11 protein-coding genes and 1 pseudogene are annotated in these 15,204 nt (G+C 72.0%); 7 read left to right on the top strand and 5 right to left on the bottom strand.

Annotated elements, in window-relative coordinates:
* Positions 1 to 68: 68 nt before the first annotated feature.
* Complete coding sequence (locus tag BM242_RS15420; protein ID WP_093839410.1) at positions 69 to 1,487, bottom strand: ATP-binding protein; 1,419 nt, start codon at positions 1,485 to 1,487, stop codon at positions 69 to 71.
* A gap of 853 nt (positions 1,488 to 2,340) precedes the next feature.
* Positions 2,341 to 2,523, bottom strand: coding sequence for a nuclear transport factor 2-like protein (locus BM242_RS28930; RefSeq protein WP_139238340.1), 183 nt, complete (start codon positions 2,521 to 2,523; stop codon positions 2,341 to 2,343).
* A 135-nt stretch (positions 2,524 to 2,658) separates the two neighbouring features.
* Between BM242_RS28930 and BM242_RS31190 the strand changes: the two are divergent.
* A pseudogene (locus BM242_RS31190) lies at positions 2,659 to 2,907 on the top strand (Scr1 family TA system antitoxin-like transcriptional regulator); the annotation flags it as partial.
* 442 nt (positions 2,908 to 3,349) lie between these two features.
* On the opposite strand, the gene glgX reads toward BM242_RS31190, so the two are convergent.
* Positions 3,350 to 5,650: a glycogen debranching protein GlgX gene (glgX, locus tag BM242_RS15410; RefSeq protein WP_425443863.1), complete on the bottom strand. Its 2,301-nt coding sequence runs from the start codon at positions 5,648 to 5,650 to the stop codon at positions 3,350 to 3,352.
* A 371-nt stretch (positions 5,651 to 6,021) separates the two neighbouring features.
* On the opposite strand from glgX, the gene BM242_RS15405 reads away from it, so the two are divergent.
* The 3 genes from BM242_RS15405 (at position 6,022) to BM242_RS15395 (ending at position 8,959) form a co-directional block, all read left to right on the top strand.
* Positions 6,022 to 7,263, top strand: coding sequence for a L,D-transpeptidase (locus BM242_RS15405; protein WP_245834121.1), 1,242 nt, complete (start codon positions 6,022 to 6,024; stop codon positions 7,261 to 7,263).
* 95 nt (positions 7,264 to 7,358) lie between these two features.
* The gene (locus BM242_RS15400) at positions 7,359 to 8,129 is read left to right on the top strand and encodes an enoyl-CoA hydratase/isomerase family protein (RefSeq protein ID WP_093839406.1); all 771 of its coding nucleotides are present in this window, start codon (positions 7,359 to 7,361) and stop codon (positions 8,127 to 8,129) included.
* Positions 8,130 to 8,479: 350 nt separating this feature from the next.
* Complete coding sequence (locus BM242_RS15395) at positions 8,480 to 8,959, top strand: ATP-binding protein (RefSeq protein WP_093839622.1); 480 nt, start codon at positions 8,480 to 8,482, stop codon at positions 8,957 to 8,959.
* 25 nt (positions 8,960 to 8,984) lie between these two features.
* Here BM242_RS15395 and BM242_RS15390 read toward each other — a convergent pair whose 3' ends face one another.
* Positions 8,985 to 9,290: a hypothetical protein gene (locus BM242_RS15390; RefSeq protein WP_093839405.1), complete on the bottom strand. Its 306-nt coding sequence runs from the start codon at positions 9,288 to 9,290 to the stop codon at positions 8,985 to 8,987.
* A 152-nt stretch (positions 9,291 to 9,442) separates the two neighbouring features.
* Between BM242_RS15390 and BM242_RS15385 the strand changes: the two genes are divergently transcribed.
* Together BM242_RS15385 and BM242_RS15380 are read left to right on the top strand one after the other, a co-directional pair.
* Positions 9,443 to 11,275, top strand: coding sequence for an ABC transporter ATP-binding protein (locus tag BM242_RS15385; RefSeq protein ID WP_093839621.1), 1,833 nt, complete (start codon positions 9,443 to 9,445; stop codon positions 11,273 to 11,275).
* Positions 11,272 to 13,197, top strand: a complete 1,926-nt coding sequence (locus tag BM242_RS15380; protein ID WP_093839404.1) for an ABC transporter ATP-binding protein — start codon at positions 11,272 to 11,274, stop codon at positions 13,195 to 13,197. Before BM242_RS15385 ends, BM242_RS15380 begins: the two co-directional genes overlap by 4 nt.
* A gap of 117 nt (positions 13,198 to 13,314) precedes the next feature.
* On the opposite strand, the gene BM242_RS15375 is transcribed toward BM242_RS15380, so the two are convergent.
* Positions 13,315 to 13,902, bottom strand: a complete 588-nt coding sequence (locus tag BM242_RS15375) for a TetR/AcrR family transcriptional regulator (protein WP_093839403.1) — start codon at positions 13,900 to 13,902, stop codon at positions 13,315 to 13,317.
* Between the two features lie 72 nt (positions 13,903 to 13,974).
* On the opposite strand from BM242_RS15375, the gene BM242_RS15370 reads away from it, so the two are divergent.
* Complete coding sequence (locus BM242_RS15370) at positions 13,975 to 14,862, top strand: NAD(P)-dependent oxidoreductase (RefSeq protein ID WP_093839402.1); 888 nt, start codon at positions 13,975 to 13,977, stop codon at positions 14,860 to 14,862.
* The last annotated feature ends 342 nt before the right edge of the window (positions 14,863 to 15,204 follow it).

The following is a 15,204-nucleotide window of genomic DNA, read 5'->3' as shown; positions in this document are numbered from 1 at the left end:
CGAAGGGCACAGAAGCTCCGACTTGTCCCGTCCCGCCTGCCGGGGCAGGGCGGTGGTGCCCGGGGCAGTCAGGCGTGCCAGGCGGTGAGCAGGTCGGCCGGGCCCAGGGTCGCCGCCAGGCCGGTGACGGTGACTCCGCTGCGGGAGACGGCGAGCAGCGGCACGGGCCGGTCGGTGAGGGCGGCGCGGTGTTTGTGCAGGGCGGCCAGGTCGTGGCCGTCGAAGGGGGCGTTCTCCAGCCATTTCACCGAGCCGAGGAACAGCAGTTCCCGGGCGACGGGTTCGCGGTCGGCGCCGACGAGATCGATCTCCACCTCGTTGCCGCGCGTCCAGTAGCCGCCGATGACAGGCACCGCCGGGAGTTCGCCCAGCGGCAGCAGCCGGGCCAGCGCCTCGCGGACCAGCGGTTCCACCGCCCGGCCCCGCCAGCTCGTCCACTGCCGGCGGATGCGGTGCAGGACCAGATCGCCCCGGGTGCGTTCGATCTCCGGCAGGTGCGGTCCGAGGAACCGGAGCCAGAACCGCAGATAGCTGTCGGCGACCCGGTACCGGCGCTCCTTGGAGGGGCGGGTGGAGAGCGGCAGTTCCCCGGCCACCACCCGCTTCTCCATGAGCACCTCCAGGGCGCGGGAGAGAGTGGTGTGTGCGATACCGCCGGCGGCCCGGGCGATGTTGGTGAAGGTGCGCTCGCCGCTGCCGATGGCCCGCAGCACCTGGCGCGCCATCGCCTGGTCGGGGAACTCGGCCGCCAGGGACCGCTCCGCCGAGACCAGCAGCGCGGACAGCGGATCGCGCAGCGCCTGTTCCAGGTAGCCCCAGGTGTCCTGCCCTGCGGGCCACTCCAGGCAGACCAGCGGCAGCCCTCCGCTGATCAGCGCGGCGTCGACGGCTTCGGCCGGCCCCAGATCCAGCATCCGCCCGACCTCGGCGGGATTCAGCGGCCCGACGACCATCTCCCGGCCGCGCTGGTGGAACGGCCGCCGGTAGCTGTTCAGGGCCTCCATCATCGACAGGTCGGAACCGATGAGCAGCAGGAGCACCGGTTTGCGGCTCAGCAGCCGGTCCCAGTCACGCTGGAGGATGCCTTCAAAGCCGTCCACGGCTGCCATCAGATAGGGCACCTCGTCGATGACCACCACACTCGGCCGGTCGTCGGGGAGCGCCTGGGCGAGCGCGCGCAGGGCCGTTCCCCAGCCGGTGGGCGGCTCCTCCAGCAGCAGATCACGGTCGGGCAGGGTGCTCTCCTCGGCCGCGATCGGCCACTGGGCGAGTTCTTCCTCGGCCGGGGCTCCACTGGCGGTGAAGAAGAGGTACGGCGCCTGTGCCGTCCGCAGGAACTCCTCGACCAGCCGGGACTTCCCGATGCGCCGCCGGCCGCGCAGCAGGACGCACTGTCCGGGCCGGGACGGATCGGAGGGCTCCTGCACCCGCGCCAGCGCCGAGCCCAGCACCTCCAGCTCCCGCCGCCGCCCCACAAACCCTGCCATCACGCACCTGCCTTCGACGACACTGTCGAGCACTGGATAAGTAGCGCACCTAAGACTATCCCCATCGATACTATCGGAAGCGCAACTATAGAGCGCGACGAGCGCCGGGGCACCTCCACCCCGCCCGGCACCGGGCCCGGCCAGCTGTTCACCCTCGACAGCCACCGCATCGAAGCACACGCCAACTTCCGGGTACCGTGACACCTGCCATCTACCGCCACTCCGACAGCAGTTACCGCGCTCCGGCCATGAACTTCCGAACCCGCCCTCCGCGCAACCCGTCCCCGCAGGTCAACGCCACCGACCATCCAGCATGTGACCCAGCGCAACACCCCGACGCCCTACCGCCACACTTCCGCGGACCAGGCACCCGGAAGCCAGCCGACATTCCCACACCAACGCCCACCCCAAGGGCATAGAAACCGCCCGCACGAGCGCGTCGGTGACGGTGGGGCGTCCCCCGATTCCAGCCAACGCCCGCCCGAAGGGCATAGAAACGGCTTGCCGAGGGAGTGGTCGAGCAGGAAGTGCCGGTCGGCGAGTTCCACCTCACGGCGTTCCGCACCCAACGCCCCTCAGGGGCATAGAAACTACTTCGGAGACGGCCGGCCGGCGTCGGCGGGAGGAGACTCCCGGATACCGAGCTGCAAGACCGACTTCACGTGACCGGCAGAACGTAACTGCGGATCTCGGTGATCTTCGCCGTCCTGGCCGTCCCCGGGAAACGGAGCACATGGCAGAAGGCATACCGCGTGCCGTCGGCCGCCTCGATCGTGCCGTCAACGCCCGCCTCCCGGCCATGAGTGAGCAGGGAGCCGAAGGTGACCTCCTTGGCTTCCGGCAGGCCGCCCGCTCAGGCGCGCACGGCTTCACGTCCGCGGAGGACCGTCTCGCCCACCAGGCTCCATGCCACGTCCTCGCCGACAAGCGCGGCCACGGTCTCGTCGTCTCCTTCGGCGAGGGCGACCACGAGATCGCGGAGTACCTCTTTACGGGGAGCATTGCCGCAGTCCGGGGTGGAGCGGATCATCACCATGTGCCGAGTCTATGACCGTCCGGCGGCACAGACCGGGCTCGCGATGCCCCTGCGACTCCTCCCGAAGTCCACGGATGTCCTGGATTTCCGGCACATGCATGCCCGGCAGGAACCACCGGACAGGCCCACGCAGCCGCCCTGACCCGTGCCGCACGGCCGGACGACTGCGGGGAGCGGATACGCGCACGTGCCGCGGTCCGGCCCGCGCGGCAGGCGGTAGTGTTCGGCGAGGACCCGCCGCGGTACCGAGCCGTGATCGATCAGGTGGCACCGGCACGTCGCGTGGGGCCCGCTCCGGATACAACGGAGCAGCCCGGCTCACTGGCGACATTGGCCGCATCGTTCCCGAAGGCCCACTCCGGGCATGGACACCCGTGGACGTGATCCCGAAGCTGGTAGCCTCAACGCCCGCTCCAGGGCATGGAGTTGTCTCCCGCTCCTCGCGGCCGGCCGGCCCTCGCCGCGCCCCGCCCTCGGCGCGGAACGCCATGGCATATGCCGCCACCGAATAGTTGTCATGGGCATTGACGGGGCAAGTCCCCCTCTGGCTTCATGATGCGGTCACACGGGAGCCGCACCCGGATGGCGAAGCCGAGGGGGGCCTCCTCGGAGAACGACCGGATTGTCGCCGACTACCCCTGGCCCGCGCCGCCGGGTCAGGGGTACCGTACTCAGTAGCGGGAGCGCTCCCACGAATCGCGCGGCCGTTTCCTATCCGTCCCCGCCGCTAAGGGCTTCGTGAGTTGGGAGCGCTCCCACTTCTTTGCTCTGGTGACGTTGCTCCAGCTTCGGCTCCAGCCCCGGCTCCGGCCGAGGCCGGCCGAGGTCAGGAGCCGCCTGCCGAGGCGGTGGCGGGCGGGCCGCTGAGGGTGCGCAGGACGAGGACGGAGCGTTCCGGGAGGGGGATCTCGGTGCCGGCCCGGTACTGGGTGCCGGGCGGGCGGGTCTGGTCCTCGCGGGTGGTGTCCACGATCAGCTGGTAGTGGTCGGCCCATGGACCGGCCGGCAGCCGGAAGGACGTGGGCCGGTGGTGCGCGTGCAGCAGCACCAGGAAGCTGTCGTCCTCCACCGGACGGCCGCGCTCGTCGCGCTGCGGGATGTCCCGGCCGGAGAGGAACATGCCCAGCGTCAGCCCGGGGGCGTACCAGTCCTCGGGGGCCATCTCCTTGCCGTCCCGCCGGAACCAGGCCAGGTCGCGCAGGCCCTCCGGCCCGGTGCGGCGGCCGGAGAAGAAGGCGCGGCGGCGCAGCACCGGGTGGTCGCGGCGCAGCCGGATCAGCCGGGCGGTGAGGTCGAGCAGGGGCCGCCACTGCGGGTCGTCCCGCAGGGACCAGTCGATCCAGCTCGTCTCGTTGTCCTGGCAGTAGGCGTTGTTGTTGCCGCCCTGGGTGCGGCCCATCTCGTCGCCGGCCACCAGCATCGGCACGCCGGTGGAGAGCAGCAGGGTGGTGAGCATGTTGCGCAGCTGGCGGCGGCGCAGCGCGGTGACCTCGGGGTTGTCGGTCGGGCCTTCGGCGCCGCAGTTCCAGGAGCGGTTGTCGTCGTTGCCGTCCCGGTTGTTCTCGCCGTTGGCCTCGTTGTGCTTGCGCTGGTAGGAGACCAGATCGCGCAGGGTGTAGCCGTCGTGCGCGGTGATGAAGTTGACGGAGGCGTACGGGCGGCGCCCGCCCCAGGAGTAGAGGTCGCTGGAGCCGGCCAGCCGGTAGCCGAGGTCCCGCACATCGGGGATGGCGGCCCGCCAGTAGTCGCGGACGGTGTCCCGGTAGCGGTCGTTCCACTCCGTCCACAGCGGGGGGAAGGCGCCGACCTGGTAGCCGCCGCTGCCCACGTCCCAGGGCTCGGCGATCAGCTTCACCCGGCGCAGCACCGGGTCCTGGGCGATCACGGCCAGGAAGGGCGAGAGCATGTCGACGTCGTGCATGGAACGGGCCAGCGCCGCGGCGAGGTCGAAGCGGAAGCCGTCCACGCCCATCTCCTGCACCCAGTAGCGCAGCGAGTCGGTGATCAGCCGCAGCACCTGCGGCTGGACGACATGCAGGGTGTTGCCGCAGCCGGTGTAGTCGGCGTAGTAGCGGGGGTCCTCGCCGAGCCGGTAGTAGCCGCGGTTGTCCAGGCCCTTGAGGGAGAGGCAGGGGCCGAGCTGGCCGGCCTCGGCGGTGTGGTTGTAGACGACGTCGAGGATCACCTCGATGCCGGCCCGGTGCAGGGCGCGCACCATCTCCTTGAACTCGCCGACCTGCTGGCCCCGGGTGCCGGAGGAGGAGTAGGCGCCGTGCGGGGCGAAGTAGCCGATGGAGTTGTAGCCCCAGTAGTTCTTCAGCCCGCGGCGCAGCAGATGGTCCTCGCTGGCGAACTGGTGCACCGGGAGGAGTTCCACGGCGGTGACACCGAGCCGGGTGAGGTGTTCGACGGCGGCCGGGTGGCCGAGCCCGGCGTAGGTGCCGCGCAGTTCCTCCGGGATGCCGGGGTGACGCATGGTGAAGCCGCGCACATGCAGTTCGTAGATGACGGAGTCGGCCCACGGGGTCTTGGGGCGGCGGTCGTCGGCCCAGCTCTCCTGGTCGTGCACCACGACGCCCTTGGGTACGTGCGGGGCGGAGTCGCGGTCGTCGCGCACGGTGTCGGCCAGTTCCTGCTGCGGCCAGTCCCGGACATGCGCGTACACCTCGGGCGGCAGCGCGTATTCGCCGTCCACGGCCCGGGCGTAGGGGTCGAGCAGCAGCTTGGCGGGGTTCCAGCGGGCGCCGGTCCACGGGTCCCAGCGGCCGTGCACCCGGTAGCCGTAGCGCTGGCCGGGGGCGATGCCGGGCAGGAAACCGTGCCGGATCTCGTGGGTGTTCTCGGTGAGCGCGACGCGGATCTCGCGGCCGTCGTCGGCGAAGAGGCACAGTTCGACGCCCTCGGCGCCGCCGGCCCAGACGGCGAAGTTGGTGCCCGGCACGCCGCCGGGTCCGGTGGTGAACCGGGCGCCCAGCGGGTTGGGCGCGCCGGGCCAGACCTCCTGCCGCACCGAGGGCCCGGCGACCAGTCCGGCCGGCCGGCCGCCCGGCAACGGGAAGCCGCCGACGATGAGGCCGGCGCCGCTCTCCACTCCGAGGGCGGCACCTTGCTCGAATGCCTGGGACACCTGCCCGCCTCCTGCCCCTCACCCGGTGACGCCCGGGTTGCCGTCATGGTGGTGACTTGTTTCCTTTTTCTTCTTTCTTCCCGGTGGCCGGGCCGCCGTACCGGGCCGTACCGCACGGGAAGCCACCCGACATTCCATCAGATTTCCCGGGGATGTCACGCTGCGCAGCCACCCGGTACGTCTCCGCCACCCGTCCGGCTTCTCCTGTCCCCCGGCGTCCCGCGGGTGGCCCGGGCCGGCCGCACCCTGGCGGAGGCTGGAACGAAACGGTGACAATTCCGGGGCCTGGACGCGGGAAACGGTGTGATTACCTGGCTGTACGGCGCATAGAAGATCGTCTGCGCCGCGGGCAGTGTCGAGGGGAGAGCGACGTGAGGACGCAGCCGCGCAGCAGAGGGCTCACCGGGGCGGTCGCCGCGCTGCTGGGTGTCGTGCTGCTGCTGGTATCCGCCTGCACGGGCAGCAGCCAGGCGGGGGAGAAGGACAGCTCGGGCGGCGGCGGTGGCGGCGGAGGGAAGGAGACCGCGGCACCGGCGGTGGAGATCCGGATATCGCCCGAGGACGGCGCCGATTCGGTGGCCACCACGGGCGAGCTGAAGGTCACCGCGGCGAACGGCACACTCACCGAGGTGACCGTGACCGGCGGTCCCGAGGACGAGCAGGGCGAGGTGCCCGGCGAGCTGTCCGAGGACAAAACGGGCTGGGAGCCGGCCGAACCGCTGGCCAACGGGTCTCAGTACACGGTCGTCGCGAAGGGGCAGAACCCCGAGGGCGAGACCGTGGAGCAGACCTCCACCTTCACCACGGTGGCCGCGGAGGCCACCTTCGACACCCAGAGCCTGCTGTGGAACTGGGTCGAGGACGGCGGTGAGGTGGGTGTCGGCACCATCATCTCCATCACCTTCACCGCTCCGATCGAGAACACCGACGCGGTGCGGGACGCCATCGAGGTGGTCACCGAGCCGGCGGTGGAGGTCAAGGGCCACTGGTTCGGCAACCAGCGGCTGGACTTCCGTCCGGAGACCTACTGGGAGCCGGGCACCGAGGTGACCGTGAAGTTCCGCACCCGCGGGGTGGAGGGCGCGCCGGGCGTCTACGGCACCCGGTACAACGAGCGTTCCTTCGTGGTGGGCCGCAGCCAGGTCTCCACGGTGGATGTGGCCGCCAAGCAGATGGATGTGGTGCGGGACGGCGAGAGCATCAGGACGATCCCGGTGACCACGGGCGCCCCGGGCATGGACACCTGGAACGGCAAGATGGTGATCTCCGAGAAGTTCAAGGAGACCCGGATGAACGGCGACACCGTCGGCTACGGCGGTGAGTACGACCTGGACGATGTGCCGCACGCCATGCGCCTGTCCAACTCGGGGACCTTCATCCACGGCAACTACTGGGCCAGCCCGTCCACCTTCGGCAATGCCAACGTCAGCCATGGCTGCGTGGGCCTCCAGGACAAGCAGGGCGCCGACGACTCCTCGATGCCCGGCTACTGGTTCTACGAGAACTCGCTGATCGGTGACGTGGTCGAGGTCATCAACTCCAACGACCGCATCCTGGACCCGGACAACGGCCTGAGCGGCTGGAACATGGCCTGGTCCGAGTGGGGCGGGTGACCGCCGGCTGCCGACGACGGCCGGACGGGGCCGGTGCGCTGCTGTGAGCAAGCGCACCGGCCCCGCCGCTGTGAACGGCGGCTAACCTGACGCGCATGACTGTGCATCTGGATGTGACGGACGGCGTCGGCACGCTCCGCCTGGACCGGCCGCCGATGAACGCCCTGGACATCGCGGTCCAGGACCGGCTGCGCGAGCTGGCCGGGGAGCTCTCCCGCCGGGCGGACGTGCGGGCGGTGGTGATCTGGGGAGGCGAGAAGGTGTTCGCGGCCGGCGCGGACATCAAGGAGATGCGGGCCATGGACCACGCGGCCATGGTGAGCCGCTCGCGCGGGCTGCAGGACGCCTTCACCGCCGTGGCCCGGATTCCCAAGCCGGTGGTGGCCGCGGTCACCGGCTATGCCCTGGGCGGCGGCTGCGAGCTGGCGCTGTGTGCCGACATCCGGATCGCCGCGGAGGACGCGAGGCTGGGCCAGCCGGAGATTCTGCTGGGCCTGATCCCGGGGGCCGGCGGTACCCAGCGGCTGGCGCGGCTGGTGGGCCCGGCGCGGGCCAAGGACCTGATCTTCACGGGGCGTCAGGTGCAAGCCGGGGAGGCGCTCGCCATGGGGCTGGTGGACCGGGTGGTGCCGGCCGGGGAGGTGTACCGGGAGGCGCACGGCTGGGCGGCCCGGCTGGCCGGGGGGCCGGCCATGGCGCTGCGGGCGGCCAAGGAGTGCGTGGACACGGGGCTGGAGGCGGACATCGACTCTGGTCTGGCCCTGGAGCGGAGCTGGTTCTCCGCGCTGTTCGCCACCGAGGACCGGGAGATCGGCATGCGCAGCTTTGTGGAGGAGGGACCCGGCAAGGCCAGGTTCACCCGCTGAGCCGCCCCAGCTCCCCGGTGCCGCGCCGGTCACCGGCCGTCCGCACGGTGACCGGCGTATGGCGGAAAACCGCCTTGGAGCCACACAGGTGTGCCCATAAGCGAACAGAGGTTCCTCAACTGCGACTCAGGGGCGGCTCGGCCACACGCCCGAATCGGGGCGCGGCCACGCCGTTCCGCACCACTGGCGATCACTCACCCGCGGGCTGTCATGGCTGGTCAACACGGTGATCAAGGCTTCAACTGCCGGTGGCATATGTATGCGGCAGCGGAAGAAATCAGTCAAATCGTAATGTTGAGTTGCCGTCGAATCGGCCCCAGGCATGGCATATGCACGCCATCATGGACGGCATGGCAGCAACGGCGCAGACGGCTCCTCTCGGCGGCAGCGGCGACGACGGTCTCCTCGGCACACCGGGGAGCCGCAGACCCGATCCGGCGGAAGGCGAGATGCGGCTGCTGTCCAGACCCGAATCCGCGGGCCTGGCCCGCCGCCTCACCCGGCATCAGCTCCAGGTGCGCTGGCTGCTGCCGGCCCAGCTGACCGAGGACGCGGTGCTGCTGGTGTCGGAGCTGGTCGCCAACGCCGTGCAGCACGCCGGGGCCCACGCCTTCAGCCTGCGCTTCCGGCGCCGCCGGGGCTGGATCCGGGTGGAGGTGCACGACCCCTCCCGCGCCCTGCCCTGCCTGCTGCCGCCCGACCACCGGACGCTCACCGGACGCGGGCTGATCGTGGTCAACCACCTGGCCGGCCGCTGGGGGGTGGACCTGAAGCCGCACGGCAAATCCACCTGGTTCGAGCTCCGGGTCACCGGCGGCGGCCGGTCCTGAGACGGCCGGTCCCGGGGCGGCCCGCTCAGGCGGAGCGCCGCCGCGCGCCCGCACGGCGACGGCGGTCATTGCACAACAGGCACCTGCCCCAGCCCGGCGGCAGCGGATCCTCCTTGTCGCCGTGGAGCGGATCCACCGGTCCGTACGGATGCACGCTGCAGCCGGTGTCGCCCGGCCCGTCGCGCAGCGCCAGCGCGGCCGACACCGCCCGGCGCAGCGCGTCCACCAGCACCTCGGCCTGCTCGCCCTGCGGCCGTTCCTCCAGAAAGGCGATGTCGGAGGCGGTGCGCAGGGCGGTCTGCAGGGTGTGCCACTCGCTCTGCTGACTCATGCGTCCAGCCTAGGACCGCCCTCCGACAGCCGTATCCCGGCCCGGGCGCGGCGGGGGGGGGCGCAGGACTCCGGTCCCGGGTCCGGGGACCGATCCGGTCAGCCGAAAATCCGAGTGAGAAGTGTCAGGGGCTATACGTAAGCTCGGTGCTGATGTCTGCCTCAGCCCATGCCCCCGAAGACGCCCCTGCCCGAAAACGCTCCGTCGTCCGCTCCCTGCTGCGGTTGTGGCCCTATGTCCGGCCGGTCCGGGTCCGCCTGTTCACGGCCGCCGGGGTCGCCATCGTGGCTGCCGGCATGAGCCTGGTCTTCCCGCTCGTGCTGGGCTGGATCGTGGACGGCCCGATCGCCGACGGGGACACCGGCGGCGTGCTGGCCGGCGGCCTGCTGCTGCTGGTGGTGGGGCTGGCCGAGGCGCTGCTGTTCGGCTTCCGCCGCTGGCTGGTGGCGCGCCCGCTGGCGGGCGTGGAGGCGGCCATGCGGGCCGACATCTACCGGCATGTGCAGCGGCTGCCGGTCGCCTTCCATGACCGCTGGCCGTCCGGGCAGCTGCTCTCCCGCGCCACCGGCGATCTGACCCAGCTCCGGATGTTCCTCGCCTTCCCGCTGACCTTCCTGGTGGTCAACGCCACCATGATCGTCGTGGGCTGCGGGCTGCTGCTCCACCAGGACCGGGTGCTCGGCCTGGTGGTGATCGCCCCGGTGATCCCGCTGATCGTGGTCTGCCTGGTGTTCGAGCGCCACTACTCGGTGGCCTCCCGCCGCTCCCAGGACCAGATCGGCGACCTGACCACCGTGGTCGAGGAGTCGGTGCTCGGCATCCGGATCATCAAGGGCTTCGGCCGGCACCGCAGCCAGGCCCGGGCGTTCCGTGAGCTGTCGCAGCGGCTGCGCAGCACCGAGCTGCGCAAGTCCAGGCTGCTCGGGGCCATCATGGCCGTGATCTACGGGCTGCCCGAGTTCTTCCTCGGCGGCGCGCTGGTGCTCGGGGTGCTGCGGGTGGCGGACGGCAGCATCACGGCGGGCACGCTGGTGGCCTTCATGGCGGTGGCGCTGGCGCTGCGCTGGCCGGTGGAGTCGATGGGCTTCCTGCTGGCGCTGTGCAACGAGGCGGCCACCGCCACCGACCGCTACTTCGAGGTGATGGACGAGCCCCTCCCGGCCGACGACCCGCCCTCCCCCGCCGCCGGGGCCGCCGCCCGGGCCGCCGCCGCTTCCCCGGGGCCGGGCGCGGCGGGCGGCATGCGCTTCGAGAACGTCACCTTCCGCTTTCCGGACGCGCCGCCCGGCACCCCGCCCGTACTGGACGGCATCGATCTGCACATCCGGCCCGGCGAGACCATGGCCCTGGTCGGCGGCACCGGCAGCGGCAAGACCACGCTGATCAATCTGGTGCCCCGGCTGCACGAGGTCACCTCGGGCCGGATCACCCTGGACGGCGAGGACATCGCCGCGCTCTCCCGCGCCCAGGTGCGGCAGCGGGTCGCCGTCGCCTTCGAGGAGCCGACCCTGTTCTCCGCCACCGTGCGGGAGAACGTCCTGATGGGAGCCGAGGAGGCCGGCTCCCGGGAGTTCGCCCGCGCCCTGCGGGTCAGCCAGGCGGACGACTTCGTGGCGGCCCTGCCCGCCGGACCGGAGACCCAGGTCGGCGAGCAGGGCATGTCGCTCTCCGGCGGGCAGCGGCAGCGCCTGGCGCTGGCCCGGGCGGTGGTCGGCCGCCCGCCCTTCCTGGTGCTGGACGACCCGCTCTCGGCGCTGGATGTGCACACCGAGGCCCGGGTGGAGGCCGCGCTGCGCGAGGTGCTGGCCGACACCACGGCGCTGGTGGTGGCGCACCGGCCGTCCACGGTGCTGCTCGCCGACCGGGTGGCGCTGCTCTCCGGCGGCCGGATCGCCGCCGTGGGCACCCACAACGAGCTGCTGAACAGCAGCGACGAATACCGCTATCTGCTGACCGGCGAGACCCGGGGGGCCCTCGTCCGATGAGCACCACAGTCGAGGAGAAGGACCGGCCCCGCCAGTCCGGTGCCACCCCGTCCGGCGGCGGGCCGGCGGGCCCGGCCGAGGCGGCCGGCCCGGCGCCGGGGACCGGCGGCGGCACCGCGGCCGGAGAGTCCGACGGCTTCGACCAGGATCTGCTGCCCGCGCCGCGCAACGCCCCGCGCAGGCTGCTGCTCTCCCTGGTCCGGCCGCACCGGGCCACCGTGGCCCTGGCCGCCGTCCTGCTGCTGCTCCAGCAGGCGGCCGTGCAGGCCGGTCCGCTGCTGGTGGCCATCGCCATCGACCGGGCCGTCCCGGCCGCGGCCGGGGGCGACTACGGCCCGGTGACCGCCGTCGCGCTGGTCTATCTGGCCTGCGCCGCCGGTTCCGGCGTGCTGCTGTACGGCTTCATCACCGTCTCCGCCCGGGCCTGCCAGGGGCTGCTGCTGGATCTGCGCGGCCGGATCTACCGCCAGGCCCAGGCGCTGTCCCTGGACTTCCACGACCGCTACACCTCCGGCCGGCTCATCTCCCGTTCCACCAGCGATGTGCAGTCGCTGCGGGACCTGATGGACGAAGGGCTCCAGGAGCTGGTCATCGTCACGGTGTCGGTGGTCTACATCGTGGCCCTGCTGTGCTACCTGGACATCGGGCTGGGCGGGGCGGCGCTGTTCTCCTTCGTGCCGCTGGCCCTGCTGGTGCGCGGCTTCCGGCGCCGCTCGGGCGTGCTGTTCAGCCGCCGCTCCTCGGCCATCGCCACGGTGATCGTGAAGTTCAACGAGACGCTGAACGGCATCCGGCCGGTGCAGGCCTTCCGCCGCGAGCGGCGCAACGACGAGGAGTTCCGCACGCTCAACAAGCACCACGAGCGGGTCAACGGCGGAACGATTCTGGAGCTGGCCCGGTTCGTGGTCACCTCCCGGCTGATCGCCAACACGGTCACCGCGGGTGTGGTGCTGTGGGGTGCCTACCGGGTGGCCGAGGGAGAGCTCGCCCTGGGCGTGCTGGCGGCGGGCGCGCTCTACCTGCGCCGGCTGTACGACCCCCTCGACCGCTTCGCCATGATCCTCAACTACTACGAGTCGGCGACCGCGTCCCTGCACAAGATCGCGGGCCTGCTGGCCCAGCGGCCCGACGTCCCCGAGCCGGAGCGGCCGGTCACCCTTCCCGGGCGACCGGCCGACCGCCCGGGCCGGGAGGTGGTCTTCGAGGACGTCTCCTTCTCCTACCGCACCGGCGGCGAGGTCCTGCCGCGGTTCTCCCTCACCCTGCGGGCCGGGGAGACCACGGCCGTGGTCGGCGCCACCGGCGCCGGCAAGTCCACCCTGGCCAAGCTGCTGGCCCGGTTCTACGACCCGACCGGCGGCCGGGTGCTGATGGACGGGACCGATCTGCGGGAGCTGACCACCCCCGAGCTGCGGCGCGGGGTGGTGATGGTCACCCAGGAGGCGTTTCTCTTCTCCGGGACGGTCGCCGAGAACATCGCGCTCGGCAAGCCGGACGCCACCCGGGAGGAGATCGAGGCGGCGGCCCGGGCGATCGGCGCCCACGAATTCATCACCGCCCTCCCCGAGGGCTATGACACCGATGTGCGCAAGCGCGGCGGCCGGATCTCGGCCGGCCAGCGCCAGCTGGTCGCCTTCGCCCGGGTGCTGCTGGCCGACCCGTCCGTCGTCATCCTCGACGAGGCCACCTCGTCACTGGACATCCCCGGGGAGAAGGCGGTGCAGCGTGCCATGGCCACGGCCCTGCGCGGCCGTACCGCGCTGGTCATCGCGCACCGCCTCTCCACGGTGGTCACCGCCCACCGGGTCCTGGTGATGTCCGCCGGCCGGATCATTGAGGACGGCTCCCCGGCCGGCCTCATCGCCGACGGCGACGGCCAGTTCTCCGATCTGCACCGCGCCTGGCGGGACAGCCTGGTCTGACCGGCCTGACCGGCCTGACCGGTCCGACTGGTCCGACTGGTCCGGCCGCCCGGTGATCCCGGGCGGGACCGCAGCACCGGCCGCGCACCGGCCGCGGTCCGGCCGTCCCGCCCGGGATCACCCCACGGCCGCGTCCAGCAGCGGGCCCAGTTCCGCCGCCACCGTCTCCAGGGCGCGGACGCTGTGCTCGGCGCGGGCCAGGACGATGGCGCCCTCCAGCGCGCTGATCATCAGCGTGGCCAGCGGGCCGGCCCGGCCGGCCGGCACGCCCATCCCGGTCAGCGCCCCGGCCACCGCCCCGGTCCACTCGGCGAAGGCCGCCTCCGCGGCCTGCCGGGTGGGTTCGGCGGCGTCCGCCCGGTCGGCCGTGGCGGCCACGACCGGGCAGCCCCTGGCATAGCCGTCCCGCTGGTACTCGTCGATCCACTGCCCCGCCATGGCGGCGAACAGCCCGCTGGGCGTGGGCCGGTCCATCGCGGCGACAAAGCGCGCGACGCGCCCGGCCGCATACCGTCCGGCCCAGGCCACGGCCTCGTTGACCAACTGCTCCTTGCCGCCGGGGAAGTGGTGCTGGAGCGAGCCGCGCGGTGCGGCGGCCTCCGCCACCACCTCCCGCATGCCGGTGGCGGTCACCCCCTGCCGTCGGATCAACTGCGCGGCGGCGAACACCATCCGTTCCCGGGGACCGCGCGCACCTGTCGCCATCAGCTCGCACCCCCTACTATGACGACCGTCATAGAAACGCAGTTCAACACCGCCACAGAGGGGTGACAGCGGATGGGATGGACCGAACGGACGGGGTTCCTCGGGCTCGGGGTCATGGGACAGCCGATGGCACTCCGCCTGGCCCGGGCGGACACCCCGCTGATCGTCTGGAACCGCACCCCGGAGCGCTGCGAACCGCTGCGTGCCGCCGGGGCGGCCGTGGCCGGCTCGCCCGCCGAGGTCTTCGGCCGGGCCGGCACGGTGCTGATGATGCTGGCCGACGAGGCCGCCATCGACGCCACCCTGGGCCGGGGCACCCCGGCCTTCGGCCCGCTGGTCCGCGGACACACTCTCGTCCACATGGGCACCACCTCGCCGGACTACTCGCGCTCGCTCCAGGCGGACATCCTCGCCGCCGGCGGGGCGTATGTCGAAGCCCCGGTCTCCGGCTCGCGCGTCCCGGCCGAGGAGGGCCGCCTGGTCGCCATGGTCGCGGGCGAGGAGTCCGCGCGCGCCGCCGTCCGCCCCCTGCTGGCCCCCGTGTGCGGCCGGTCCTTCGACTGCGGACCGGTCCCGGGCGCGCTGCTGATGAAGCTGGCGGTGAACATCTTCCTGATCACCACGGTGACCGGCCTGGCCGAATCATTCCACTTCGCCGAACGGCACGGCCTGGACCCGGAACAGTTCCTGGCCGTGCTGGACGCCGGGCCGATGGCCAGCGCCGTCTCCCGGATGAAGGCCCCCAAGCTGCTCACCCGGGACTTCTCCGTCCAGGCGGCCATTCCGGACGTACTGAAGAACAACCGGCTCATCGCCGAGGCCGCCCGCACGGCCGGCGTGGCCTCACCGCTTCTGGACGCCTGCCACGCCCTCTACGCCGAAACCCTGGCCCTGGGCCACTCCGACGCCGACATGGCCGCCGTGCTGCACGCCCTGGAGGCCCGCACCGGCCACCTCTAATGGGGCTCAGCGGGCCGTAGGAGAGACTACGGTCCGTAGCCGCCAGCAGGTGAGCACTCACCACCTCGGAACCACTGCGAGTTCTGCGGTCAGACCGTGCCCCAGCTGGTCGGCCGGGAGGCCTGACTGCTTATGGGATGGCGTGCCCGCCGGACAGATTGGCGTGAGCACTGGATCCATTAGGGCGCGAGCCGTGCTTTCCGCTGGCTGCGCGCAAGGATCGTATGAGAGCGAAGGGCTGGGGTGCTGGTGCTGTTCATCGGTGATGACTGGGCCGAAGACCACCATGACGTCGAGGTGCAGGACGCGACGGGCCGCAGGCTGGCCGCAGCGCGGCTGTCC

Source organism: Streptomyces aidingensis (assembly GCF_900112355.1).
Classification (GTDB): Bacteria; Actinomycetota; Actinomycetes; order Streptomycetales; family Streptomycetaceae; genus Streptomyces; species Streptomyces aidingensis.
The sequence above is the reverse complement of the archived record's forward strand: the minus strand, read 5'-3'. Positions and strand labels throughout refer to the sequence as shown.

Coding starts and splice junctions, on each gene's coding strand:
- BM242_RS15420 (WP_093839410.1), bottom strand. CDS start 1,487: ATGGCAGGGTTTGTGGGGCGGCGGCGGGAGCTGGAGGTGCTGGGCTCG.
- BM242_RS28930 (WP_139238340.1), bottom strand. CDS start 2,523: ATGGTGATGATCCGCTCCACCCCGGACTGCGGCAATGCTCCCCGTAAA.
- BM242_RS15400 (WP_093839406.1), top strand. CDS start 7,359: ATGACTGTGCATCTGGATGTGACGGACGGCGTCGGCACGCTCCGCCTG.
- BM242_RS15395 (WP_093839622.1), top strand. CDS start 8,480: ATGGCAGCAACGGCGCAGACGGCTCCTCTCGGCGGCAGCGGCGACGAC.
- BM242_RS15390 (WP_093839405.1), bottom strand. CDS start 9,290: ATGAGTCAGCAGAGCGAGTGGCACACCCTGCAGACCGCCCTGCGCACC.
- BM242_RS15385 (WP_093839621.1), top strand. CDS start 9,443: ATGTCTGCCTCAGCCCATGCCCCCGAAGACGCCCCTGCCCGAAAACGC.
- BM242_RS15380 (WP_093839404.1), top strand. CDS start 11,272: ATGAGCACCACAGTCGAGGAGAAGGACCGGCCCCGCCAGTCCGGTGCC.
- BM242_RS15375 (WP_093839403.1), bottom strand. CDS start 13,902: ATGGCGACAGGTGCGCGCGGTCCCCGGGAACGGATGGTGTTCGCCGCC.
- BM242_RS15370 (WP_093839402.1), top strand. CDS start 13,975: ATGGGATGGACCGAACGGACGGGGTTCCTCGGGCTCGGGGTCATGGGA.